This window comes from Methanosarcina soligelidi (assembly GCF_000744315.1).
Lineage (GTDB): Archaea > Halobacteriota > Methanosarcinia > Methanosarcinales > Methanosarcinaceae > Methanosarcina > Methanosarcina mazei.
In genome coordinates this window covers 2,504,130-2,529,561 of sequence record NZ_JQLR01000001.1, presented here as the reverse complement: position 1 = coordinate 2,529,561, position 25,432 = coordinate 2,504,130, and the positions used below count along the sequence as shown (strand labels likewise).

At 39.9% G+C, this 25,432-nt stretch carries 19 protein-coding genes; 8 read left to right on the top strand and 11 right to left on the bottom strand.

Translation table 11 applies throughout. From position 1 onward, the window contains the following. Positions 1 to 376: 376 nt before the first annotated feature. Positions 377 to 2,128 carry an AAA family ATPase gene (locus M886_RS11035; protein WP_152558024.1) on the top strand — a complete coding sequence of 584 codons (1,752 nt, stop codon included), beginning with the start codon at positions 377 to 379 and terminating at the stop codon, positions 2,126 to 2,128. On the opposite strand, the gene M886_RS11030 is transcribed toward M886_RS11035, so the two are convergent. The 3 genes from M886_RS11030 to M886_RS11020 form a co-directional block, all read right to left on the bottom strand. After that, positions 2,121 to 2,333, bottom strand: a complete 213-nt coding sequence (locus tag M886_RS11030; RefSeq protein ID WP_048047776.1) for a KTSC domain-containing protein — start codon at positions 2,331 to 2,333, stop codon at positions 2,121 to 2,123. The genes M886_RS11035 and M886_RS11030 overlap by 8 nt on opposite strands. Before the next feature lie 105 nt (positions 2,334 to 2,438). Continuing rightward, positions 2,439 to 3,197, bottom strand: a complete 759-nt coding sequence (locus M886_RS11025; protein ID WP_048047772.1) for a hypothetical protein — start codon at positions 3,195 to 3,197, stop codon at positions 2,439 to 2,441. A gap of 54 nt (positions 3,198 to 3,251) precedes the next feature. After that, complete coding sequence (locus M886_RS11020) at positions 3,252 to 4,115, bottom strand: DUF488 domain-containing protein (protein WP_048051179.1); 864 nt, start codon at positions 4,113 to 4,115, stop codon at positions 3,252 to 3,254. Positions 4,116 to 5,071: 956 nt separating this feature from the next. Between M886_RS11020 and M886_RS11015 the strand changes: the two genes are divergently transcribed. Continuing rightward, the gene (locus M886_RS11015) at positions 5,072 to 5,251 is read left to right on the top strand and encodes a CsbD family protein (protein ID WP_011034588.1); all 180 of its coding nucleotides are present in this window, start codon (positions 5,072 to 5,074) and stop codon (positions 5,249 to 5,251) included. Between the two features lie 227 nt (positions 5,252 to 5,478). Here M886_RS11015 and M886_RS11010 read toward each other — a convergent pair whose 3' ends face one another. Further along, positions 5,479 to 6,819 (bottom strand): hypothetical protein, encoded by a 1,341-nt coding sequence (locus M886_RS11010; RefSeq protein ID WP_048051178.1) that lies wholly within the window; start codon positions 6,817 to 6,819, stop codon positions 5,479 to 5,481. Between the two features lie 367 nt (positions 6,820 to 7,186). Between M886_RS11010 and M886_RS11005 the strand changes: the two genes are divergently transcribed. From M886_RS11005 to M886_RS10980, 6 genes are all read left to right on the top strand, one after another. After that, positions 7,187 to 8,467: a serpin family protein gene (locus M886_RS11005; protein WP_048040655.1), complete on the top strand. Its 1,281-nt coding sequence runs from the start codon at positions 7,187 to 7,189 to the stop codon at positions 8,465 to 8,467. A gap of 112 nt (positions 8,468 to 8,579) precedes the next feature. Continuing rightward, on the top strand, positions 8,580 to 11,570 hold the full coding sequence (locus M886_RS11000; protein WP_048051177.1) for a HEAT repeat domain-containing protein: 2,991 nt from the start codon (positions 8,580 to 8,582) through the stop codon (positions 11,568 to 11,570). Between the two features lie 76 nt (positions 11,571 to 11,646). Next, positions 11,647 to 11,952: a hypothetical protein gene (locus M886_RS10995; protein ID WP_011034584.1), complete on the top strand. Its 306-nt coding sequence runs from the start codon at positions 11,647 to 11,649 to the stop codon at positions 11,950 to 11,952. Positions 11,953 to 12,113: 161 nt separating this feature from the next. After that, positions 12,114 to 12,299, top strand: coding sequence for a hypothetical protein (locus M886_RS10990; RefSeq protein WP_011034583.1), 186 nt, complete (start codon positions 12,114 to 12,116; stop codon positions 12,297 to 12,299). A 448-nt stretch (positions 12,300 to 12,747) separates the two neighbouring features. After that, a complete protein-coding gene (locus tag M886_RS10985; protein WP_011034582.1) occupies positions 12,748 to 13,953 on the top strand; it encodes an AI-2E family transporter in 1,206 nt (401 codons plus the stop codon). Positions 13,954 to 14,616: 663 nt separating this feature from the next. Then, a complete protein-coding gene (locus M886_RS10980; protein WP_048051176.1) occupies positions 14,617 to 15,030 on the top strand; it encodes a hypothetical protein in 414 nt (137 codons plus the stop codon). A 531-nt stretch (positions 15,031 to 15,561) separates the two neighbouring features. Here M886_RS10980 and M886_RS10975 read toward each other — a convergent pair. The 7 genes from M886_RS10975 to M886_RS10945 all read right to left on the bottom strand — a co-directional run bounded on the left by M886_RS10975 (position 15,562) and on the right by M886_RS10945 (position 25,397). Beyond that, a complete protein-coding gene (locus M886_RS10975) occupies positions 15,562 to 18,141 on the bottom strand; it encodes a vWA domain-containing protein (protein WP_048051175.1) in 2,580 nt (859 codons plus the stop codon). After that, complete coding sequence (locus M886_RS10970; protein ID WP_048051174.1) at positions 18,138 to 20,024, bottom strand: vWA domain-containing protein; 1,887 nt, start codon at positions 20,022 to 20,024, stop codon at positions 18,138 to 18,140. Before M886_RS10970 ends, M886_RS10975 begins: the two co-directional genes overlap by 4 nt. An 8-nt stretch (positions 20,025 to 20,032) precedes the next feature. Beyond that, on the bottom strand, positions 20,033 to 20,914 hold the full coding sequence (locus M886_RS10965; RefSeq protein ID WP_015412719.1) for a DUF58 domain-containing protein: 882 nt from the start codon (positions 20,912 to 20,914) through the stop codon (positions 20,033 to 20,035). Between the two features lie 40 nt (positions 20,915 to 20,954). Next, positions 20,955 to 21,956, bottom strand: a complete 1,002-nt coding sequence (locus M886_RS10960) for an AAA family ATPase (protein ID WP_048051173.1) — start codon at positions 21,954 to 21,956, stop codon at positions 20,955 to 20,957. A gap of 74 nt (positions 21,957 to 22,030) precedes the next feature. After that, positions 22,031 to 22,912 (bottom strand): DUF7502 family protein, encoded by an 882-nt coding sequence (locus M886_RS10955; RefSeq protein ID WP_235203935.1) that lies wholly within the window; start codon positions 22,910 to 22,912, stop codon positions 22,031 to 22,033. A 469-nt stretch (positions 22,913 to 23,381) separates the two neighbouring features. Continuing rightward, positions 23,382 to 24,179: an ABC transporter ATP-binding protein gene (locus M886_RS10950; protein ID WP_011034576.1), complete on the bottom strand. Its 798-nt coding sequence runs from the start codon at positions 24,177 to 24,179 to the stop codon at positions 23,382 to 23,384. A gap of 12 nt (positions 24,180 to 24,191) precedes the next feature. Further along, positions 24,192 to 25,397, bottom strand: a complete 1,206-nt coding sequence (locus tag M886_RS10945) for an ABC transporter permease (protein WP_011034575.1) — start codon at positions 25,395 to 25,397, stop codon at positions 24,192 to 24,194. Between the last annotated feature and the right edge of the window lie 35 nt (positions 25,398 to 25,432).

Here is a 25,432-nt window from a genome sequence, read left to right as displayed (position 1 = left end):
ATTAAGTACTTCTATCTTTATCTTTTCAAACCAGTGCGTGATCTATGAAATTATCGAGTTCTTTTTCTTTGTATCTTTTGTTCTGTTGATGAGCGCATTAATAAGCTCATTTTATAATGTCTTTTGGCAAGATCTTCCAATAACTTCTTTTTCTATAGAAATGAGATTAGAATTACCAGAGGGAAAAACTAGAGTGCATGCGATAGAAGAAGTCTCGATGGAGAAAATAAAGAAAGAGAGAAGGAAGGGCGAGAAAAAAGATAAGTTTTTTGCCATTATGTACTTCAACTCTGTCGATTGCAATTCATTAATATAAATAATTAGAACATTAAAATATCTATAAATACATTAGGAAGTAACTGTACATCAATTGCTAGTGGAAGTAATTAAAATGAAGATTAAACAGCTAGAAATTGATGGTTTTAGGTGTTTATGTAACTTAAAAATTGCATTTGAAGATAGTATTACTCTGATAGTTGGAGAAAATGACAGTGGCAAAAGTTCTATCATTAGCTGTTTAAATCTTTTTACGGAAGATTATTCATTAGAACTTGATGACTTTAATTATGGGCGTAACGAAATAAAAATAAAATTAGTTGCAGAAGACTTTGAATTTATAAAAGAATACAGAAAAGAAAAATTCCCGGACTCTAGTTTTATAATAAAACCAAGTCAAAAGTTCATTCAAGAAACTAAAGAATTTCTAACTTCATTACCAGATAGTTTAACTGAAGCTCAAGAGTCTAAGATCAAGGATTTATCTAAAAAATTTGGGTTGACTGTGCGCGTAAATAGCAGCATTCAAACCTTAAAAAATCAGTTGAATTCGAAATTGTCTGAAGATGAAATAATCATCAGTAATGGGCATTTTTTTGAATTAAATAAAATTCAACTTGATGGGAAACAATTTGAAAATGTGGAATCTTTTTTTAAGGAAGTTTTTCTCAAAGACAAACAAGCTAATATTTGGGACACAAAAATTCAAGATGGGAAAACAATTAAAGAAATAATTCAAGAAGAATTGGATAGTTATTCAAAATCAATTTCTGAAGACCTTAAATCAAAAGGAATAAAAGAAAAATTGAAACAGTATTTAAATCAACTCACTGATATTAAAATTGAACCCCTGTTTGAACCTAAGAATCTAAACATCTATTCAAAAGTCAAATTTTTAGAAAATGGAAATGAAATTTCTGTTGAAAAAAAGGGTGATGGAACCAAAAGAAGAATTTCTTTAGCATTGCTTGAATACAAAGTGGAATACGAGGAGTCGTGCAAAGACTCAAAATTGTATATACTAGATGAGCCTGATACACATTTACATGTAAAAGCACAGTTAGAACTATTAAACATTTTAAAAGAATTAGGTAAAAAAGGCTGCCAAATTATCATAACTACTCACTCACCTTTTTTAATCAATGCTATAAAGCCAAAACAAATACGTCTATTAGTCCAAGAGAACGCGAATGAAACAAAGATTAAATCTCTAAAGAATGAACCGGAAACTTCAGATGAAATCTTAAGAAAACTTGGAATTGAAAATATCTACTTGTATTTTGCCAAGAAAATTATTCTTGTAGAAGGTGAAACAGAAGAATCATTTTTGCCAAGGATTTATGAAAAAATATACGATGTTTCATTAAATAGCGATTTAATCAAGGTAATCAATACAAGAGGAATAAAGAATATTCCTGGTTTTGCAAAAGCTTTGTTAGAGTTAGTAGATGAAAATAGCATTTACGTCGTTAAGGACAATGATGCAAGCGAAGAAACTTTAAAATTAATCGATGAGCTAAAAATCCACCCAGATAGGCAGATCACTGTAGGAACAAAAGAATTTGAAGATTCATTTAGTGATGATGTTCTATATGAGTCTTGGAAAAATTACTTAGCCGAGTGTGGAAAAGATATTAGCAAATCCAAATGGTCTTTGAAAAACATAAGTAAATTAAGAGAGAAATGTAGCTCTAATCCTGATAAAAAGTTCAGTTCAGAACTTAAATCTTTAAATCAAGGGAGTGGAAAAAAATTCAGCAAAATAATTTTTGGAGAAGTATTAGGTAATTATTGTGATAAAACAAATATCCCTGATAAAATAAACGAATTATTGTTTAAGTTATCTAATTAATTTTTATTGTTGGATACTTATCTTTTATATGCACATTGAAATATTTTCCATGTGAACCTGCACGAAGAAGATTTTGAAAAATATTATCAGGAACGCCTTTATATTGATATATATTTCCTCTTTTAAATTCAATTTCCAATATTTCTTTACTCTCATCATAACCTATTGATTCAATGTTTGATGATGAAACTTCTGTTCTTTCCATTCGTTCGCCTCTCATCTTCTTAATAAAAAATAAACATCCAACTATATAATCTTTTTTTACAATTTGAATTTTCATTTTCATAATATACATGTTACGTAAAAACTTTCAAAAATCAAAAAGCCCCTTCTGCTTCTCATCTTTCTTCTTTAAGTAGAAAATCCCAATAATCATCCAGGTCTTGAAGCGGAAATGGGTTCCCATTACAAAATAAAGATCTCTTTCCTTCATGAAGTCATAAAACTTTTTTCGAATCTTTTTTTCTATGGATGCAGGGTCTGTATCAGTCCGCATAATATTTCTTGCAAGTTCGTTAAATTCCCAGTCAAGCAGGATGATCTGATGCCCTTTGCAGGCAGGATCGTTTTTGCACCTGAAATGATATCTCAATTCAACAGGCATTTTGACTTTTTCTCTTTTCTCAACTAGATAATCGCCCATCAAGTTGAAATACTGCTGCTTATCGTATATTTCAGTGCTGTTTATTTCGATCTTTACGTCCAAAAGTTCAGGTTTTACTACTCCAAGACTTGCATTATCTTCAGTTAATTTTTCAATTGAACTTACTTTCGACCGGAGTAAATTTCTTAGTTCTTCATCCTCAACAGGGGAATGCAGGTTCTTGTAGCTAATTTGCCTTCTGCTTTCTCTTCTTTGATCGTTATCCGGTTCCGTCAGGACAACTTCTACCCGATCTTTTTTCTTAAAATCGATTAACTTTTCCCCATAGCTAAATTCGAAAGGATAAACTCTTCTGAATTCTCCGTTCTCATTTATTCCGGCAACACATACGAGATAGCCATGCTTTTTACTTTCTTCTGGTGTAGCCCTCACCAGAACTACGATTTTCTCGGTTTCCTGTTTCAATCAGGAAAAGCCTCCAAAAAATAGAACAATAGTTTTACATGGCCTTTATGTGTTTCAGATATTTAATACTTCCACATTTTCTTTCTGAGTTATATTTCTTGCAATAACTCCACGATGGCACATGTTTACATCGGCTTCGAAACACATTAGAGCAACACGGTGGCTTCGGCTTAATTCCGCAATATTATCTAAAAGCTCGGGATTGTCTTTTATTGTCGTTTTTTGGTAGTCCTCAAAGAGTTTTTCGTAATCTTTGAGTGTGAGAAGGTCTTTTCTTTTTTCCCCTTCTATACCAAGCTCGGGGATGTGGAGATATCGAATCTCTGAGTGTTCGAGATAATTTTTAAGGCTATTTTTTGTGAAATCAAATTTCATGCTGAAAGGGTTTTTCCTCACGTCAATAAGAACATCTATGTCGTTCTTAATTAAGACTTTAAGGAAAAGGTCAATGTCTCTTCCTTCGTAACCGATAGTGAAAAGGCCAGGCTCGTGGTTTATCTCTTCCTGGCAGGGGAGAAGTTTACTTTTGATCGTATAATCAGGAAACTTTCGGTATACATATTCCATAATTTCTTTGTCAGAATTAAACTTCTTCACAACTCTATTTATTTTTAAAGTTGCTTTCGGGTCAATTCCTTTTAAAGATTCTTTCCCTTTTTCGGTTAATTCAAACTTTTTTTCCTTTTCGATAATATATCCTTCTTTTTGTAACCTGGAAATATCAGAATAGCAAACGTTGGAAAAAGGACCGTAGTGGTGAGGGAAAAAATGATAGAATTTAATTAATTTGTCTATATTTTCTACATGAGAAGACAAAAAAAGACTCTTCACTATCATGAATCTCGAAGATAAGTCCTTCTCATGGAGTTTATCTATGGTGTAAAGAAGAGCTCTTTGTCTATGATTCAGATTTTTCATTAAACTACCATCTATCAAGTGTGTTTATGTTTAAAATATTTCCATTTAACGATTTTCTATGATTTTTTCATTAGGTATTTTCACAGTTGTTGAGAAAACGAATTAAAAATTACTTTATTTATTAAATAGAATTCTACTCTAACTATAAATCTTTACTTTAAAATTAGTTTTTGTATGTTCGGCAGGGATTTAATGTCCATATCATTCATTATATTGAATAATCATTCATCATATTGAATGACTTTAGCTCTTCTCTATTTTTTCGGGAAAAGTCATCCACTTCTATGTGCTCATGTCAATGAGAAACTTATACCCAAGAAGAAATCCAAAAAAACTCTGCGATTTTCCCATTTTGCCAGTTACACAATCAACAAAAGCCCATTTTCCTCAATGACCACTCTTCTCCCCGATTTACTCCAGCAGCCAGTATAACAGCGGCACATACCTTATCCTCTTCCCATCAACGACCTCCTCATTAAAGACATCTGATGTGATGATATACTTGTCTAGTATAATCGATGAAATTTGCTGATTTTGTCGTGTAAAAACGATAAATTTGCGAGATGACATTTTAGATGTAAGCGACAAGGAAAAAACAGAAAAATTAAGGCAGTCCATTCTTTCAAAGGTTTTTTCAGGTCAACTTGTTGGGACAGAGGCTGAGATTCTTCGGCTTAATTTCACAATTTTACCAGATAATAGGATTCTACTGGAACTCAAAAGAAATAAATTTCGAGTACTGGGATCAACTCTTATAATATGCAATATATATAATTACAGGGGAATATCACGGCAGGGGATATAAGGGCAGAGAAGATCCTGTTAAAGCCAGCAATCTCTGAATTTCCGGTTCATATGCTTCAATAAGAAACATAGCTGTGGTTATTCTCCTTAACTAAAAAGAAGTTTAGAATAAAAAAGAAGTTTAGAATAATAAAGAGAAAAGAGGGAGTATCATGAAGGAAGGCACAAAAGAAGAAATGGAAGGCAAGTTTAGTAAGGCTAAGGGAGAAATCAAGGAAAGCGCAGGAGAAATGACCGGGGACATTGAGATGGAAGCAAAAGGTGAGGCTGAAAAAAGAAAAGGAGAAGCTCAGGAAAAAGTAGGGAAAATAAGGAAAGAGTTTGAGAAATAAAGGCCGGATATCACAAATCTTGAAAACTGGTTTAAACTGGAATTTAAGACTGGCTTAAACTGGAATTTGATTCTAAGTCTACCACTGAAAATTCTACCAGCTGATTATTGACAATTTTTTAATACATTTAAGACAGTTTTGGGCCAGGTTTTTTCGTTATTTCTTATTTTTTCCTTATTTTTCCACTTATTTTTCCACTTATTTTTCCACTTATTTTTTCCAGCCCATCAGGACAGGAAACTTAGCGAGGAAAGAGCCTGTTCCCTTCTGTATTCGGATTTAATCCCCTTTGCCAGCTCAAGGGCTTTTTTCAGGACTTCTTCCTTTCTTACTCCGTCCAGATACGGAATAATGAAAGAGAGAGCTTCGGGTCTCATATCTTTATCTTTAAGGTTAAAGGCTAACTGAAGAGCTTCGTCTATAATTTCTTCTTTTCTTTGCCCGTTCAGATAAGGGATAAGCAGAGAGAGGGATTGTCCCCTCAAATACTCAGACTGAATACTGTATGACAGTTCAAGGGCTTTTTCCATTATCTTTTCATTTTTTGAGCCGAACAGGTGAGGGATAATTGAGGAAAGGATCTGGAATTTTGAGTCACTGTATTGAATATATAAAGCAAAGGCAAGGATATCTTCAATAAGCCTTTCTTTCCCTGGCCCTCTCAGATGCGGGGCAAGAGAACGGAGTACAAGTGCCCTTTCTTCTTCGTCCTGAATTCTTGATGCGGAACAGAGGGCCTTTTCTATAAGTTCTGCCCGCCTGGGTTCTTCCAGATAAGGAATAAGCATGGAAAGAGCCTGAGACCTTAAATCCCCGTATTCAATTCCGGAGGCAAAACCAAGGATTTTTTCCATAAATTCCTCTTTTTCGGGCCCCTCCAGCTCAGAGAGAACCGATAACTGAGACTGAAACCTCTGGATTTCGCTCTGGCCTTTTATATGCATTTCTGCAATTTTTGCCATTCTTATGGAACTTGGGGTTCCTTCAGTCTGGATTTCCTGAGTCAGCTGAATGTGTGTGTACGGGCTTTTCAGCTTTTTGACATTAATTCCGACTTCGGGTATGACTCCAGACATAGAGGGATCCGTTTCGTCTTCTGCCATCTCCAGTGCCTGAGCAATAATTCTTTTTGACATAAATTCTTCGAGCATCTTATTAAATTCTTCAAACACTTTCTTTCTATTGTTTAAGTTCTGTATTTTAAGCCCGGTAGAATACTCTTCGATCATTTTCTTGATTTCTTCGCCTTCTGTAAAATGTGAAATTTCCAGAGCCAGATCCGGGTTCTGCTTAAGGACTTTAAGAATCTCCCGGGTCAGAGCCTGTTTTACCTCAGAGTTGGAAGATGCAACAACCATATCTTCTGCGGCTTCTCTTAATTCAGGATGGTTTTCAGAAAATAGTTTTTCCCATAGTTTTTTCCTGGCCTCCCATACCTCAGGTCCTGCTTTTTTGCCGGCTTCTTCATCCGACCTTTTAGATCCGATAACCAGGCAGGGAATTACAGGCTCAAGAAAATCTGCTACTTCTTCTGCAAGTTGCTCAAGAGTTATTTTTTGTTGCTGCATAGTTCTTCCTTCATTTACAGGATATTAAGTCCTTCTCTTTTAGGTTAGCTCCGGAATAAAGATATCAGTAAATGTATGCCTGTAGTGGAATAAACAGAATAACAAATAAATACTTCGTTTTAAGCTTTAGAAAGCTCAGTATAATCTGTCACATATCCTTAGATTACAACAATCGATCCGGAAGCAAGCTTCCCACCGCGGCTGCGTCCGTCAGATGGTAAAAGATACAGATCCCCAGAAAACAATCAAAATTGTGAAAAATTCATGTTTACTTTTTAGATTAAAACCCTTCTTTATTTAAGAAAAAAGGTATATCCCGGATAATATATAAATATGTTTAAATAACTCTCTTAAAATATTAAGAGATATGTCCAGAATAAAAATAGTTCTTCTTGCGTGTACGTTAGCGCTTCTATTCTCCGGCTGTGTGGAAAATTCGGCAGTATTTGAGAAAAATACAGCTACTCTTAAAGAAAATACAATAAATGCGGATTCAGTCAGGGGCTATGACATAGCTTCTGCAAACAATGCTTTTGCTTTTGATATGTATTCACAGATGACGCAGCAGGTAACTGGAGACTATGAAAACATCTTATTTTCCCCGTACAGCATTTCTGCTGCCATGGCAATCTGTTACGAAGGGGCGGAGAACACCACGAAGGAGCAAATATCAAACGTATTTTATTTCCCTACCAACAAAACCGTTTTGAAAGTACGTCTGGAGAGAATAAACGACAGGATCAATTCCGGAAGCGACGATTATGAACTCCAAACTGCAAATGCGCTCTGGATACAGGAGGGCTACCCTGTAAAAGAAGAATATCTTTTCAATGTGAAAAAATACTATGACGGAGAAGTAGCTAACCTTGATTTCGTGAGAAAACCGGATGATTCCAGAAATACCATTAATGAATGGGTAGAAACCAGAACCAGCGATAAAATCAAGGATCTGGTTCCAAAAAGTATGATTACGCCTGACACCCGAATAATTATTACAAATGCAATTTACTTTAACGGAAAATGGGCATACACATTTGATAAGCAGCTTACGGAAAAGAGAGCTTTTTATCCGGCAAATGGGGAAGAAGCCTCTGTTGATATGATGTATATGTATAACAATTTTAATTATGGCGAAAACTCAAAGGCAAAAATCATAGAATTGCCTTATAAAGGCAATGACTTATCTATGTACATTGTGCTTCCGAAAGACAATAACATCAAAGAATTTGAAACAGAATTCACAGTTAACGATTATACAGAACTTAAAAATGAAATGGATTCCACAGTAAACGTGGATATTTTAATTCCGAAATTTAAGTTTGAGACTAAAACAGAACTTTCGGACTCCTTTGTCGAAATGGGCGTTGTCGACGCCTTCAGGCAGGCAAATTTTTCAGGCATAAGTAATAACCCATTAAAAGTATCCGAAGTAATTCATCAAACATTTATAGATGTGAAGGAAGAAGGAACAGAAGCTGCCGCAGCAACAGGGGTTGGGATGACAGTAGGTATGGATTTCTCATGGGATTCCAAACAAAGGGAATTCAAAGCTGACCATCCGTTCATGTTTTTCATAGAAGACAGAAGGACAAAATGCATCCTTTTCATGGGAAAAGTCGAATACCCAGAGTATGAGAACGACACCTGAAACTCGTTTTGTTGCCAGTTAAAATTCAGAATCAATACCTATAAGAGATAAACCCGACAAACTGAAATACATCATAAGAGGAAGCAACTGAAGCAGCAGTTGGTGGGAATTTTTGAGTAACCAGCCCGGTATACACGATAAGACTTTCAGCCAGGAGTCTGATGATAGAACAAAAGCTGCAAAGCAACTGGGAGCCCTTTTCGAGGTTTTTCCGGACAGAAAACAGGCATTTGAAGATCTTTTAAGGCTCTGTTCCGACAGGGACAGCGAGGTAAGGGTAGAGGCCATTAATTCCCTTACAACTGTTTTTCCAAATGTGCCGGAAAAAGAACTTACCTGGGAGAGGTTTGTAAATCTTACAGCTTATCCCGTTGAACAGGTCTTTGCAGCGGCAGTTAACGCCCTGATAACTGTTTTTCCCCTGATGCCGGATAAAGACAGGGCATGGAAAGACCTTATTGAGCTGATAAATTCAAAATCAAGCATTGAAGACGTCAGCAGGGGAATCGTCAGCTCTCTTCAAAACATCATTTCTGAATATCCTGACAGAGAACATGCATGGACGGATTTGCTGGAAATGACAGCATCAGACGACCCTTATGCCCGAAAAAAGGCTGCTTCTTTTTTGAGCATGGTTTTTCCGGGGCTGCCTGAAGAAGACAAAACTAAAGCATGGAAAGACCTGCTTGGGCTGGCAGGAGAAAAAGGGGACTCACAGGTAAGTGAACAGGCTTCAAAGACTATCAGGGAGGTTTTCCCACTTTTGCCTGATGAAAAGAAAGAAGAAGGCTTGGAAGAGATGCTCGAGCTGGCAGGGGGATCAGCAGATCATGCTGCCCGAATGAAAATTCTGCCCTTTCTGCCTTCGGTCTTTTCTTCCGTCCCGGATAAGAATAAGGCATGGGACACAATTTTCAGGCTTATGGAAGATGAAAGAGAAACTGTGCGAAAGAAGGCTGCAGATGTTCTTGTTTCTATTTCTACAGAGATGTCAGATAAAAGCAGGGTCTGGTCTGACTTCATTAAGCTGACAGGAGCACAGGATGAGTATGTAAGGGATAGGTCTGTGGATGCCCTTTCCAGTGTGTACCAGTACCTTGAAAATAAAGACGCTGCCTGGAAAGAACTCATAGGGCTTACAGGAAGCAAAGACGAAAATATCCGGACAACAGCCGCCCGCGCCCTGAACAGGATATTCCCTTATGTTTCCGACAAGAGCCAGGCATACTCGGACCTTGTGGACCTGGCTGAAAAGGAAGATAATTATGTGCTCAGGGAGGTCGCAAGGAACCTTTCTTCTATCCACCCCCAATTTTATAGCGAATACGGGACAGATGAAGTGAGAGCAGAAATCAGAGAAATAAATGAGATTGGAAGAAGGAACGGGGAGAAAGAAATCAAATTTTCAGGTTTTTCCGGGTCAGCATCCGAAAAAACTGCCTTTCTGAGGAAGGGAACAGTCACTTTTTCGGGACCTTCTCGGGGTCAGCATGATATGGGGAAGAATAAAGAAATAGCAGAGGGAAGAGAAATGAGGGATGAAGATAATGCAGAAAATGGGCAGTTTAAAGAAAAAGAAAGCAAGAAATCTGCCTATGATTTTCTGAGACTTAAAGGGGAGAGAGAAAAGTACGCAAGAAAAGATTCAGCAGGACCTTTTTCAGAAACTTACTCCGGGATTCCGGAAAAAAAGGTAATTATCGAGGAGCTGCTCAGGCTCAGTTCGGACCCTGACCCTCAGATAAGGAGAGGAGCTATTGAAACACTGCTCGCTCGCTATTCAAGGGAAGCAGGCAAAGCACAGGATATCTGGAATGAACTCCTCAGGATATCTGAAGATGAGGGTACAGGCGTAAGAAAGGATACTGCAGGACTGTTATCTCATGTCTTTCCAGCGGTTGAAGAAAAGTCAGGAGTATTTTTTGACATTATCAGGCTTGTTGAAAGCCGGGAAACCCAGCTCAGAAGGAGAGCCGCAGAGCTGCTTCCTGCCGCATTCGCCTATTCGGGTAATAAACAGAGGGCATGGAACGATCTTGTAAAGCTTACCTCGGATGAAGACAGGGAGGTCAGGAAAGGGGCGGTACTTGCCCTTTCATCGGGATATCACGGGGTTCCGGATAAGGGAAAAGTCTGGAATGACCTTATCATGCTTTCGTCTCACAATGATAGTTTTGTGCAGCGTGAAGTCACACGGGCTCTTGGCCCTGCTTTTTTTTATATGCCTGACAAAACAATGGCATGGAGAGACCTGCAGGCTCTTGTTGATAACCCTTATGTCTATGTCCGGAGGTATGCGCTCCGTTCTCTCGGAAGGGCTTCTCTCTGGAGAGCAATTAAGGCAGAAAACGAAGCTGCTTATCTTTTCGGGCTTAAAGAGGCAGTTAAATACTTTAAAGAGGCGTCTGAAGCCTCTGTAGGCACTGCAATTCCCGAATTTTACCACCCCTTTTATGAATCTCTTTTGCAGATCTTTTTCGCTGAAAGGTCTTCTGCACTCGAAAGTGAACGGTATCTCTCAGCTGTGACAGGTGAGACAGGCTATCTGGCAGAAAACCGAAAACTTCAAGGGGTTCTGGAAGAATTTGCAGGGCTCCTTCGGACAGCGGGAGACCTGGCTCCTGGAGACCTTTCTGCCAGGAAAGAATTTCTTGAAAACAGCACAGGGGCTTTTGATAGGGCTTCGTCGATATTCGATGCTGTGGAAGAAGATGCAATTTTATCGAAAAAAGTCGTGAAAAAAGAGCGTCAAAAATTCGGAAAGGTAGTCCAGGAACAGAAACTGAAAGAGACTCTTTCCGGGATCAGATATAGAGCAAAGACCGCCTGCCTTAAGTCAAAAGGCACGCCTGCGGAAAAAATCACCTGTAGCATAAGTCAGAGGGTTAGAACGTGGAATTTCCAGGACTCTGAGAGAGATAAGAATGAGCTGAGCAGGCAGCTTGAATCTTTTCTTAATGTGCTTGAAGCACAGGTACCCTATGTCCCTGAGAACAGGAATATTTTTGAAAAACTTGAAGATATCAGGCAGGAACAGGACCTTCTTGAGCGTTGCAGAAAAGTTAGCAGGTTAATAAGCCTTATCCCGGGAGCCAGGGTCTGAAGGGCAGGTATATAAACAGGCTCTGGCTTCTGCACCTTGCCTTCAATTTATATCCTATCCTGCCAATCCTTCTGTTATGTATGGAGCAGGCATTGAGTTAACTGAAGAGGATTTTGAATTTTCAAAACCCCCTTTATCAAAAAAGTTCATTCGCCTCGTATTCGAAAAATATCAGCTGGAATACATTGCTTATTTCGGCGAAAATATGTTCTATGTTTCAGGGCAAAACTCAGAACCCCTTGCTCCTTTGTATCCCAGTTCCAGATACCCTGAAGATATTGAACTTGTGTTCGATTTCATGACACGTGAAAGAATACGCAGGATAAAATATGAAAATGGTGTGCTTTTAAGGTCCTCAGTTCCGGAACTTTCCGATTCCTGAAATCCGCTAAAAGGAAGATAAAGTCCCCTGCCCGAAAAATAGCCAGGATTTAACGTTATTTTCAGGAAAAACCCGGTTGGTTTTTTCCTTTTGTCCAGGTTATTTATAGTTATATAACAATATTTAGTTACAAAGTTTCTATTTATCGCAGGGGGTATTGAATGATACGTCTATGGGAGTATGATTCTCGCAGAATTCACGGTGTTCATATGCCGCAGCAGATGAGCGATCTTGAAAGAATCGGAAATGAAGGCTGGGAACTTGTCCTGATAAAAGATGACATTGATGATGAAGGAACGGTAACAGCAATATTTAAAAGGGAGAAAAAAGAAGCTGCACCCGAATAATGAAATATTTCCTTAAAATATTTTTTCCCGAATTTCTCTTTTCTCCAGTTCATCTCTTTTTGCTGAATTTTTCCTAATTTTCCCAATTTTCCCATTTATTCCAATTCATCCAATTTTTCCTAATTTTCTCATTTTTCCTAATTTTCTCATTTATCCTAATTTTCTCATTTATCCCAATTTTCTCATTTATCCCAATTTTCTTATTTATCCTAATTTTCTTATTTATCCTAATTTTCTTATTTATCCCAATTTCACCAGATTTCCCTGCTCTCTCCCTTTTCCTAAGTTCTTCCGTTTACCAGGCGTAGAAATAATATGTAGAAATAAGTTTACCAGGTGTGGAAATAACATGTAAAATAAATTTATTAGTTGTAGAAATAATATGTAGAAATAAGTTCTTTTATATTGGCAGTAAGTTATTTATCTACTTCTTCAGTATTTTAGATATATGAAAAATTATGATCCTGTTAAAGCTATATATGCAGTTGTACTTATAATGGTTTCATTATTTGCCTTATATATAACATCTTCTTTTTTTTATGTTATTATTCTGAGCGCTCTTTTTGCTTACGTAATTCATCCAGTTTACTCATTTTGCTTAAAATTCGTAAAGAACAGGCAGATCTGCGCTCTGATCCCTCTTGGGACGGTCTTTATTCTGATAGCTTCCTCAGGCTTTATGATGATAAAAGCCCTTATGAATGAGACTTCAAGGATTTTAGAAATCCCCAATACCCTTAACGGGTTTGCAAATATGGACCTCAGGAGGATAGTCGGTTTATTTGAGCCAATTATCAAGACTCATCCCGGGAAACTGACCGAGAGCATAGGTGGATATCTGAATACTCTTGTCATGGATTATGTCCCTCAAATCCAGAATAACATAGTACAGATATCAACCGACCTTTCAATCCTGATTATAGAGCTGATCGTTATTGTTGTCCTTACCTATTACCTTCTTGTGGAGAGTGAAACTATAGCAGCCGAACTTCCCGGTCTCTTTCCTGACAGAAAAGTGGGGGTTGTGTTCCTCAGGGAACTGAACCATATTTACCAGAACCTCTTTGTAGTTTACTTTCTCACCTGTCTTGCAACCGGTGTAATCGGAGGAATTCTTTACTGGGTGCTTGGAGTACCTTACCCTCTTATCTGGGGCATCGTAACATTTATAATGGCTCTCCTGCCTGTTGTCGGAGCGGGAACGGTTTACGGTCTTCTTGCCCTTTACTATGTCCTCATCCAGAACTATTTTACAGCAGGAGCTCTTGTGTTCCTGGGAATCGTTTTCCTGAACATCATCCCGGATTTTGTCATAAGACCAAAGCTTGCCAGAAGCCGGGCTGCAATCCACCCGGCAATTACTCTCCTAGCCTTTGCAGCACCTGTCTTTGTCCTCGGTCCTGTGGGCATTATCATAGGCCCTCTTACATACGGGTTCCTGCTTGCAGTATTCAGGACAAAGAAAATTATCGGGGCTTCTCCTGTCCGGGAGGAGAGTTCGATTACAGGTTCAGTTGAACCCGTTAAAAGAGCAGAAGAAAAAACAATTGAGACAGCGGTTGAAAGATCGGGAGGAATACCACTTGAAGCCTCTAAAGACCATATTTTCTCTCCGGAAATTAACCCCTGGCATGATAGAAAGAAAGCAGTATGAATTGTGAGGCATCCTGCATGATTGCTGGCCAGGATCATGCAGTTTATTTTTTAACCCCCGGAAACAGTTTTTATTGCAGCGGGGCTGTTGTGAAATGCCTGTAAGAAAACTGCAGGAGCTAATAAAACCTGAAATAAATGTTTATTTGCAAAAAAGGTTGCGTTCCCATCTAGATTCTGGAAGTTCCGAATTTTTATAAGAGATGCTTTGTTTTTGGGAAGAGGTTTGAGGTACTTGACTCATAGGCTGTGAGTTTGTATTATCTCTTTACTTGTGGGTAGTTTTTCGGAGTGGATGTTGAAATAGGTCTTTTGGAATAGATTTTAAGTAGGTGTTTAGATGAGAACACAACAAACTATACTACACACTTACTGTATATAATATTTTCAACAAATAATATCATTTTACCTGCATATTCATTAGTTCATACATATAACATTTTATCACTAATATAACCTTATATTATCAGATAAATCGTGCTCGGTTTCCTTTCACAAGAAGTAATCAGTAGAAATATATTTATTTATATTTTTAAAAAACAATATATACTACCTGATGCATTTCTTCTATAAGATATCACGACAAAAATAAGTTTTACTCAGTATTGTTCTGAAACGTTCTGAAACCTGAGGAGGAAGAGGCATAAAAAAATATACTATCATTTTGATACTGACTATTGGTATACTGATAACAGCAAACTCTGTCAGTGCCGCACCGCAGGGGACTGTAATAAAAGAAGGTGTACTGACATATCCTGCAGGACCCTATCTTTCAGGAGACCCTCTCCTGTTAAGCCTCGGAAATTATACAGGGGATAACGATACAGAAGGATCAGGAGAACAATTTAAAATAGCCTATCTGGAAAATGAACACCTGTTTTTTAAAAACAGCAGCCAGAGTTCGGCTTCCGAAAGCCTGACCGTTTGTGAGCCGGGTGTTTGCCCCCACAGATTTTTTGACACCCAGCTCAAATTCAACAAAGAAACGCTTCATACAGGATTCAGATTTATTTTTTATCCTGTTTCTCTTTCTATAAACAGGTTGTTTTTATCCACTATATTCAACACTGCTTTTTAATACTGCATGTTTGTTTTTGAACTGGCACCGGGCTGAAGACTTTGTGCTGGTGAGCAGAATACCTATCATAACCGGTTTTTATTAATCGGATATGCGGAACAGGCTTAATAATTAAATTTTACAATGATTAAATTTTACTGAGAAGGATCAGAGACCTGATTGATTAAAATTTTAAAAAAAAGGTTGCGTTCCCATCTGGAATATCTGGAAGTTCCGAACATAGTAAGAGATTTTTAGTTTGGGAAGAGGTTTGAGGTATTTGTGGGTTAGAGTTTTAGTTCATCTCTTTGTGGAGTAGGTGTTTGCTAGTGGGGTGTTCAGAGATGAGAACGCAATTTATACTATACACCCATCATATATAATATTTTTAATACATAATATTATACAGACACTCTACATCTTAGCTCATCTCTCTAATTTTAGTTAATTAGTATAATAATATACCATTAAACTAAAAAGTTACATTTATAACAAACATCTTTATTCAAACTTCGGGATCAATTTCTTGAGAAGCTGGATCAATTTTCAGAGTTATTTCATGCGTGTATTATACGTGTGGTGCAGGGTATAAAACAGGTATATCAGAAAAGCCAGTACAAGGAAATATTTTGTATAAAAAACCCTTGTCAGGATTTTTTTCTTTGTACTGGTTAAAGCATCTTCTATTATCTTTGAGTTAACATCCCCTTTAGTATAGACTTTTCCGCCGTTTTCGAGTATTGCCGTCCTGAAAAGGACATTTTCTCCAGTATACATGTATTCATCCGGACAGTTTACAGCTGCAGGTCTCCAGGATACGTTTTTAACACCGGTGTTTTCAGACATTAACTCCTCTGTCAGGTTTGCTTCTACAGGAGTCTCCGATATTTTATGAAGCCCGAAAGTATCGGCTGTAACATATGATTCATACATATTGTTTCCTATGGATGTTATTTCCATAGGTTTTTTGTCAAAATAAAGCTCAGGCGTCCCTTTTTTTCCTGTTGTAATAAGGATTCTGCCAGGCTGGCCCATTTTAAGGTCAGGAACATCAAGCTGGATGCCTTCGGACATCTCTGTATCCGCAACTGCCCAGTTCAGGGTCCGGGTAATTATCAGGCTGTCGTTTCCCGAGTATATGGAAGCTGCCCAGGGGACACCATGTCCTTTTCCGTTATCTGTTGTAATCGCAGCAACCCTGCCAAGCCCGAGCCTCCAGACAGTAATTATCGGTTTACCCAGCCTTGTTATAACCAGGCGGTTTGCTTCGGGCCTGGGAGTAACCTCATTGTACCCGAGAATATCGTGCTGCACGTCAGAAATGTTCCGGGTGATGAAGTGCTTCGGGTCATAAACAACAATTGATCCGCTGGAATATTCGTCTTCACGGTTTTCTGATTCTTCGGGATCTTCAGAGAAGCTTACTTTAATCCTCTCACCGGGCTCTATCCTGTTGTAGTTTTCCGACAGGCCGATCTTGTTCATGAAAAGTTCGGCATAATACTGGCCTTTGGAAGTAACCTGCTGGGTAGTCCTGGGAGCATGTATATGAACAAAGTGAATACCAATGCCACCGTTATCATGAAGATTCTCGGCAGACTGGACTGCCCGTTCGAACCTCAGGTCTCCCTCAGCTACGTTGCCTATTCCTCCGTCAGATACGATTATAATCTCAGCTTCTGCACTGCTGTTCTGCTCTTTAAGCAGTGTTCGTGCGGTCATAAGCCCTCTCTCAAGAGATGTTGAGTCCCCTGTGGGAGATATTTTGCGGATTTCTGCATCAAGCCACAGTCTATTGGACTCTTTTGACATATCCACAAACCCGTTTGATATGTCCTGCCCTTTGCTCCCGAAAGTTATTACATCGACTCTTGCGTCCAGAAGGAGATCACTTTCCAGGAGGACAATTGCATTGGATAGGATATCATCAAGAATCCTCCCTCCAATACCGTTGCTCTGCAAAGTGCTTGGGGAAACGTCAAGCATCAGGACAACGTTTCTGCCCCCTCGCCAGCTGGAAGGCTCTGAGCTAACAGGGAGGAGCTCCTCAAATCTGGTGCCCTGGTATGTATCGTCTGCGGGGAAATCAAAAGAAGAACCTCCTCCTACAACCACCATGCCGCCTCCGTTAATGATATAATCTCGGAGGGTTCTGGTTTCCGCATCAGAAATTGTCGATGCAGCCTGGTTGTCAATTATTACAGCATCCGTACGGTTCAGAGAGCCAAATGACCCTGAAACCCTTACGTCATAGATCTCCTTCATCATGCCTGCAAGAGGAGAGTCAGGCTCATCTGTAACAAGAAGGACTTCTGGTTTGGGAGTTACGTATATGCTTTTCATATACTGGTTATTATTTTCAAAATAATCCAGGTTTTTAACACTGATGCTTGCCGGGTGAAGGGTTGCCTTTACCGTGTGAGGCCCAAGCGTTTCAAATGTGTGATTGAACTCCATGCTTTCAATTCTTCCGGTCTGGGTAATTTCCCTCTCCATCACTTTCTGGTGGTCGACTGTAACTCTTACCCGGTAACTCATTTTATCTTCAACTGATTTCCGGATATTGACCTTAAAAAATGCCTTATTATCTATTACAGCCTCGTTTTCGCCTTCAATCTCCACACTCAGGTCTTCTTTAACGGTCTTGGGGATAAGAGCGGAAACAGGGAAATTATTCTTATAACAATAAGAGAGAGCTTCCTCGACTGGCATCCCTGAATTGCTCTGCCCGTCAGAAACCAAAAGCACGTAGTTGTCAGGCGAAGCCTGCTGGACGATAGCATCTCCAAGGGATGTATGTATCCCTGAAATCGTTGTAACCGTAACAGGGATTCTGGTATTGAGGTCATCTGCAAGCTCTCTGGACACACCTTTTTCCAGCAGGTCCATACTGACACTCTCGTCAGAGATTATGGTTATTCTGGACTGGCTGGTCTCTGGGGAACTGATCTCCACAGAATAAGGTGCAGCAAGAGCCAGGATAAGGAGAAAGATCACAAGGGAATGGACAAACAGATGTCTTCTGTTGATTTTTCTCCATAACCCCAGAAACACAAGAAAGGCAAGAGGGATAAGTAGCGTCAGTTCATTCAGGTGTAAAAAATTAAAACCATAGGGAAGATCAAAGGTCATATGATCCCTCTCCTTAACATAACCGCACTTTCAACTATGAGGAGCAGCAGTAAGAGATAAATAAGGTATTTCCTGGACCTGTCAGGGGAAACCGTGTGAAGGTCCTCTTTCTGGATCGCTCCGTTCTTACCTGTCAGGTTCTGCCTTTTTTCCGTAAAGGTATTTGACTCAGCGGAATCGTACAGATTTACCGCAATGGTTTTCTGGTTTAGCCCGTACAGTCCGCATTCGTCAAAATAGACGAAATCACTGCTTATAGTATCACTGGGTGTTTTGATTTTGATAGTCTGGTCAAATGCCTGATACTTTCCCGTGTTAACATTTGTTTCGCTTATATCCTCAATTCCCCACATGTACCTGAGGAGTTTCACCCAGAACACAGGGTAGGTAGGGGTGGTGGCGAAATTGTTCCATGCATCGGTTTCTATCGTATCGCTGAACCCGATGTAGGTTACTGTCCCTTCGTTTATATTATGCATGCAAACAAGAGGCCCTGCTTCCCCAGCCTCTACCAGGACTGCAGCATCCTTTTTCGGGATAGTAACAAGGAGTTTTCGAAGATAAACCTCGCTGAACGAAACGTCATCAAAAATATTTTTCCCACTTCCCACAGTCTCTATTGTGTGGCTGCCTTCTTTATCCACTGATTTGATATCCACAGGAAGAACGGAATAAAGCCCGTGCATTGCTGAAGAATTGTACAGGCATTCGTTTCCTATAACAATCAGGTCTTTCCCATTTTTTGCGGAGGTTACGATTTCTTTGACAGTATGGGAAGGTAGAGGTTTGTATCTGGAGTTAACAACTATGGTATCGTAGTCTGCAAGTTTCTCCGGGAGATCCTTCCGCACATCAACATCAATATCAGGAAGCAGAGAAATTGCCGTTATCAGGGGGGATCTGCTGATAGCCTGATCGCTGTCCGTCAACACCAGGATTTTTTTGGGCTTGATCTCAGGAATTGAAATGCAGGCAATGTTATCGCAGGGTATTGCATCTTCATTCAGGATTTTGACAGTTGATATTCCCTGAGGGATTTTTGAGAACTTTATCTGCTGCGACCCGTACTCTGCAAGCTGTACGGAGTTGCTGACTTTTGTACCGGAACCGGAATCAGAGCCGCTCTCCATCAGGACATCAAGTTTTACACTTTCATCATTAAAGTTTCTGATAGTGCATGTGTATTCATATGTCCCGTCATTGCTGTCTTTCAAATAACCGTCTACAATTGCATAATTGGCAGTTTTATTGCCCACCTGCCTGAATTCAAGCTCCATGTTTTTCGTGTTTGCGATTCTTATATATGTCTCAGGAGCCCTTCCTTCCCAGGTCTCAAAATCGGATATAACCACAATTTTCCCATACTCGTTCTCTTTTTCATTTATAGCTGTCAGAATGGCCCTCGGAATATCTGAAGGAGTATGTTCTGCCTCCATTCCATCAATTACTGTTTCAGCATCTTTCGCGCTCAGAGATTTTGCAAGCAATACGGGAATGCTTTCCGCAGCAGTAATCGTATTTTCCTGGCCCAGGCACTCTATTGCTATTGACTTCGCCTCATTAATGCGGTCAGGAGCCGACATGCTCGCAGACGAATCCATTATGATTACTACCTTTTGAGCATCTGCATTAACATCCTCTATAAGCGGACCGGCTATTGCTATTGACAGAAAAATAAGAGCAAGCAGCTGCAGGTAAAATAAGGGGTCAGTTATTCTTTTACTGAGAGTGCGCCTGGAATCGAGCAGGTTCTGGCTTATCCGCCTGACAAACATAAGGGAAGGCAGAATGATGTTTTTCGGGCGGGGCCTGAGCAGGTATATGATCGTAAGGGGAATTATCCCTGCAAGCGCAGCAAGACCCTGAGAGAATTCAAAGTCCATGGGCAGGATCACCCTTCACCTATGATTTTTAGAACAGTATCAAAAGGCTCGTTTTTTATGCTGACCCGGAAGTAAGGGATTTTAAAATCGTATGCAATTTTCTCCAGTTCAGCCATATGCTTTGAATATTCGGAGGCATATTCTTTTTTAAATCCAGCTCCCACTGTAAAACTGATTTCTTCGCCTGTTTCGCTGTCAATAAACTTTACTGTCCCGTCCACGGATTCAGGAAGGTTTATCTCGTTCTCATCATAAATGTGCACAATTACAAGCTCGTGCCTGGACAGCCTGTTAACCGCCTTCTGGACCGAATCAAGGTTGTCCAGAAAATCCGACATAATAAGAACCATTGATTTCGATTTTATTCTCGGGTATATCGAGTCGGCACAATCTGCGAGTTTTGTGGTTCCGCTTACCGGAATCCGGGTCAGGTTATCTATTGTCCGCAGGAAGTCGTCCCTTCCTTTATGCGATTTTGTGTAGTCAACATCATCTGCAAATGTTGCAATGGTATACACATCGTTGTGTTTCATTACAATGTAAGAAACTCCCGCAGCTACTGTTGCTGCATACTCAAACTTGTTTGGAGTGTTATCCGGAAAAAGCATGCTGCTGCTTGCGTCAAGCAGTATGACCATGTTAAGGTTTTTGTCCTCTTCAAACCTGCGTATATAGAGCTTTTCCGTGCGGGCGTAAAGGTTCCAGTCTATTCTTTTTAAAGAATCACCCTGGTTGTACTTCCTGTGGTCAATAATGTCAAGTCCTGCTCCCGTTCTTGTTGACTGGTGGCTGCCAGTATGGACTGCTGTAACTCTCCTGCTGAGCGGGATTGCATATCTATCAAGTTGGGTCAGGAATGAGGTGTCAATTATATGTTTTGCGCCAGCCATGTCTAATCACTGCCTCCAGCCATTTTTTCCGCTGGCTGAATCAGATAATTGTTTTTCTGTCCTCCAAGATTTTCTGTATAATTTTATCACTCGTGATGTTGTTTCTTGCAGCATCAAAAGATAGAATCACCCTGTGGCGGAGGACAGGAAGCGCCATGGCATCAATATCTCCTTTATCAACATACCCTCTGCCATCGATAAACGCGTTTGCTTTTGCACACAGGATCAGAGCAATTGAAGCACGGGGGGATGCGCCTGCTTCTATCATATCAGGCATCTTTCGTGTCTGGTTCACGATATCAATTGCATATTTTTTGAGTTTATTGGAAATAGGAATCCTGCGGGTTATCTGCTGAAGTTCGATAAAGATCTGTTTTTCGATGCATTTTCTTACAGATGGCCTGAAAGCTTCTGCATAACGGTTCACAATCTCGAACTCTTCATCGGGGTCAGGATAATCCAGGCGTATCTTCATAAGAAACCTGTCAAGCTGGGCTTCTGGCAGGGCATATGTCCCTTCCATTTCTATGGGGTTCTGGGTAGCAAGGATAAAGAAAGGTTTATCAAGTGTGTACGTGGTATTTGCCACAGTAACCTGTTTTTCCTGCATGGCTTCGAGAAGTGCAGACTGTGTTTTGGGAGAGGCACGGTTTATTTCATCCGCAAGCACGATGTTTGCAAAAACAGGACCCTGCTTGAATTTAAAGTGTTTTGAGCCTCTTTCATCTTCTTCTATAATATCCGTTCCTGTGATGTCTGCGGGCATAAGGTCAGGAGTGCACTGGATCCTGCTGAACCTCATGCTCATGATCTGAGAAATAGTGGAGATAGTGAGGGTTTTGCCAAGCCCGGGATTGCTTTCTACAAGGACGTGCCCTTCACACAGCATTGCTATCAGGATCTGCCGGATCATTTCTTTCTGACCGACAATTGAATTGCCTATCTCTCTGAAAATAACTTCAAAAATCTGGGGGGCTTTTTCATAAGCGGGTTTTAAATTAAGTTCAGAATCTTCAAGCTGGATTTCCTGTAATTGTTGCATTTTGCCACTCCACTATTTCTACTAAAATCATGAATTTGCTGAAAATCTGAGTACACCTGATGCTTTGAAGGAGTTTATCTGGATGAAAGCTCCTCAAAATACTGTTTAATCAGGGGCTCGTACTCTTCGGGCAGGTTTTCGGAATAAGTCTGGCTGTACCTGAAATTTTCATTAAAACTGTCTGAACTAGCGTTGAATTTTTGTTCCGTATCCGCGTCGATCTGGCTTGTGAACCCAAGCCTCAGGGTGGGGTTGATTTTCATTTCAACCTGTTCACCATTCTTTATGATGACAGCCTCTATTTTATACCTGGAATCCGGGACGACTTTTTCATCATCTTCATAAGCCGCTCTGGCGTTCATATTGTGAAGATTATCCCAGAAATCATCGATCAATTTGCCAGGAGAGATATTGAAGCTGAAACCTTCATAGATACAGAAAGTGGCAAGTCCCGAAACCAGAAGAAACACCAGACACGACCTGAAAATCTGCTTTTTCGGGACTATACTTCTTATCCTGATGCCTGAAAGCTGGACGTGTACATCCTCAAGCAGTTTCTTTGTAACTATGTTGATATTCTGGCTGTTATCGTATGCCGTACTCAGTCTTGTCCTGAGATCGGGAAAACTGGTTTCAAGCAGATTTATCAGGTTAAACCTGTTTCCTTTGCCAAATAACCTGTAAACCAGACTGATAAGAAGAGTAAGCAGGAGCGCCCCTGAAGCCATCAAACCGAGATTAAACCAGTAAATGCCCAGGCAGGTCTGAGACGTGCTCAGTTTTTCCATGCCCGGTATATAGTAAGCGAGTTCGTAGATATTGAATAAAATCATCAGCAGGAATAAGAACACAAACTTTCCGGCTGTTTGAAAGAACCCAAGCGTACGGTAAGACCAGGTCAGGTAGCTTTTATATTTATCCAGAAGAGGCACTACAAGCATATAATCTCGAACCACATTTGTAATTTTTAGTAATTATATTGCAGGTGTTACTAATAAAACTTTTCTAATATTTATTTTTAGTTCTGATGAATTTGTAACAATATGGTAAAAACTATCCGGTCAATTCACAGATAAATAAGCAGGTAAATTCCCCAGCAATTACCTCCTTTTACTCTCCTGCCATATCCTGTATAATCAAAAAGCTATATAATTGTATAGAAGCACATTTTTCACACTGTCAATTATATTACTTATTTACTAAATAATCTCTGAATTTGGCACCCCAAAGATTAATTTTACTCCTGCTGATCCAAAAAATTAGAAATTTGTATGATAGTTTGCCCGCTAAACAGGCTGTACCCTATCAAAAGAAGAAAAGAAAGAAAAAACCTGAATTAAAGGCTCAATAAATATTCCTGCGAGTTTTCCGGCAGACCTCCAAAAAAAAAGAAGGAACTATAAAAAGACATAAAAACAAAAATTTTCACTCAATATTAACTCCATCCCTTAACCTTATCACCCTGTCAGCGTATGCAGCGTGCCATTCTTCATGTGTGACCATAACTATTGTCTGACCCTTCTCTTTGTTAAACTTCTTGAAAAGATCCAGAACTTCCTTTGAGGTTTGAGAATCCAGATTGGCACAGGGCTCGTCTGCAAAAAGGACTCTTGGGTTATGGGCAAGGGCGCGGGCAATTGAAACGCGCTGCTGCTGCCCGCCGCTCATCTTGGAAGGAAGCTGGTGCAGGCGGTCGCCGAGCCCGACTGCTTTAAGTATTTCAGCGGCAGCAGCTTCATACTCTTCTTTTGTTTTACCCTGCATCATAAGGGAGATATAAACATTTTCCGAAGCATCAAGTTCCGGAAGGAGAGCATAGTCCTGAAAAACGTAACCCAGATTGTGAAGGCGGAATTTGCCTTTTTCTTTATCAGACATGCGAGAAGTGTCTATTTCATCTATAATGACTTTCCCGGAATTAGGGGTATCAAGAAGACCAAGCTGATTTAAAAGAGTTGTTTTCCCGGAACCGCTTGGGCCCATAATCGCAACAAATTCTCCGCGCCGGATTTTTACACTTACGCCTCTAAGAGCTCTGACCTGCACCTCTCCCATTTTGAAAGTGCGGACTATATCCGTTCCTTCAATAATTATGTCCCCAGTTTCTTCAGTGGCTGTTTTTACTTCAATCTCGGGCTCGGTTGTATTTGTCACTATTTTGGACTCGCCTGTGATTTCGCTCTTCATTTCATTTTTCACTTCATTTTTCATTTCATTTACCATTATCTCACCTCCTTACTTACCCCAGATAAGGTCAAGAAGGTCTTTCTGAGCCAGTTTATAAGCAGGAATAACAGAGCCTATTATTGAGGCAAGGAAAAGAAGAACTGCCCGGTTTATAGCTTCGGCATCATCAAGCCTGAGACTCATAGCACCAAGAGGAATCTGGACAGGATTTGAAACAGTATAAGGCACCAGTCCAAAACGTACAAAAGCATAGCCAAGTATGACTCCTATACCGGCATAAAGCATTGCCTGAAGAACAAAGGAGGTCACAATCACATTCTGCTCTATCCCTATTGCTTTCTGGACCCCAATCTGCCTCTTTTTATTAACTATGTTAACGTAAATAACTACAAAAATGATCACAAAAGCTATCAAAAGCCCTATTGCGTTCATAATATTCCTTACAAGGCCAAGAGTGTTTTCAATCAGGCGGAGGATACCTGCAAACTCATGCCAGGTGCGAATATTTTCCCTTATCCCAAGGGAAAGGAGTTCATTTCTGATCTCGTACTCGTCCGTGCCTGCGGTAGTTTTTACAGCAATTTCCTGGGCAAAATCTCTGCCTTCTATATCCAGCATATCTTCCATATCTGCGCGGCTAATGTATGCCCCTGCATCAGCCATGAAATAAAGAGTTGTATAGATTCCTTTTACCCTGAATTCCCGCGTCCTGCCGCTGACTGTGAGTTCAACAGTGTCTCCTACCTCAACACCTCCCAGGGACCTGGATTCCATCAGGGCATCAAAACCTCCTGAGACCTCCCTGCCCAGAATAACCTCTCCGCTATCAGGCCTGCTAAGGAATTCCCCGCTTATTACGGCACCCTCAACACCTGTCACAAAGGCTTCATCCTCAGGGTCAATCCCGTAAACCGTACCTCCAATTTCCTTTTCTTTATAACGGAAGTTTCCGGTGGTTTTAAGGCGGGCAGAAGTCCCCACAACTTCTGGAAGGCTCTCTATTTTCTTCTGTAGGGCTGATGCATCCTCTATATAGCGTTCCTCCTCCTCTGGCTCTATTACGACATTACCCGTCTGGAAGTTTACCATGAGTTCGTTGAACTTGAGCGTAACTCCTGCCAGCATACTTGAGAAAAGCACCAGCTGAACAAATATCAGGGTCAGGACGAAGACGGTAAATATTGTAATTCCTTTATTGCCTCGCGTAATTGAACGGCTGGCAAGAAAAAAGGAGACTTTAGCCTTTTCAAGCATAATAGGCATCCTCACTTGTTTACAGAGATTTCCTC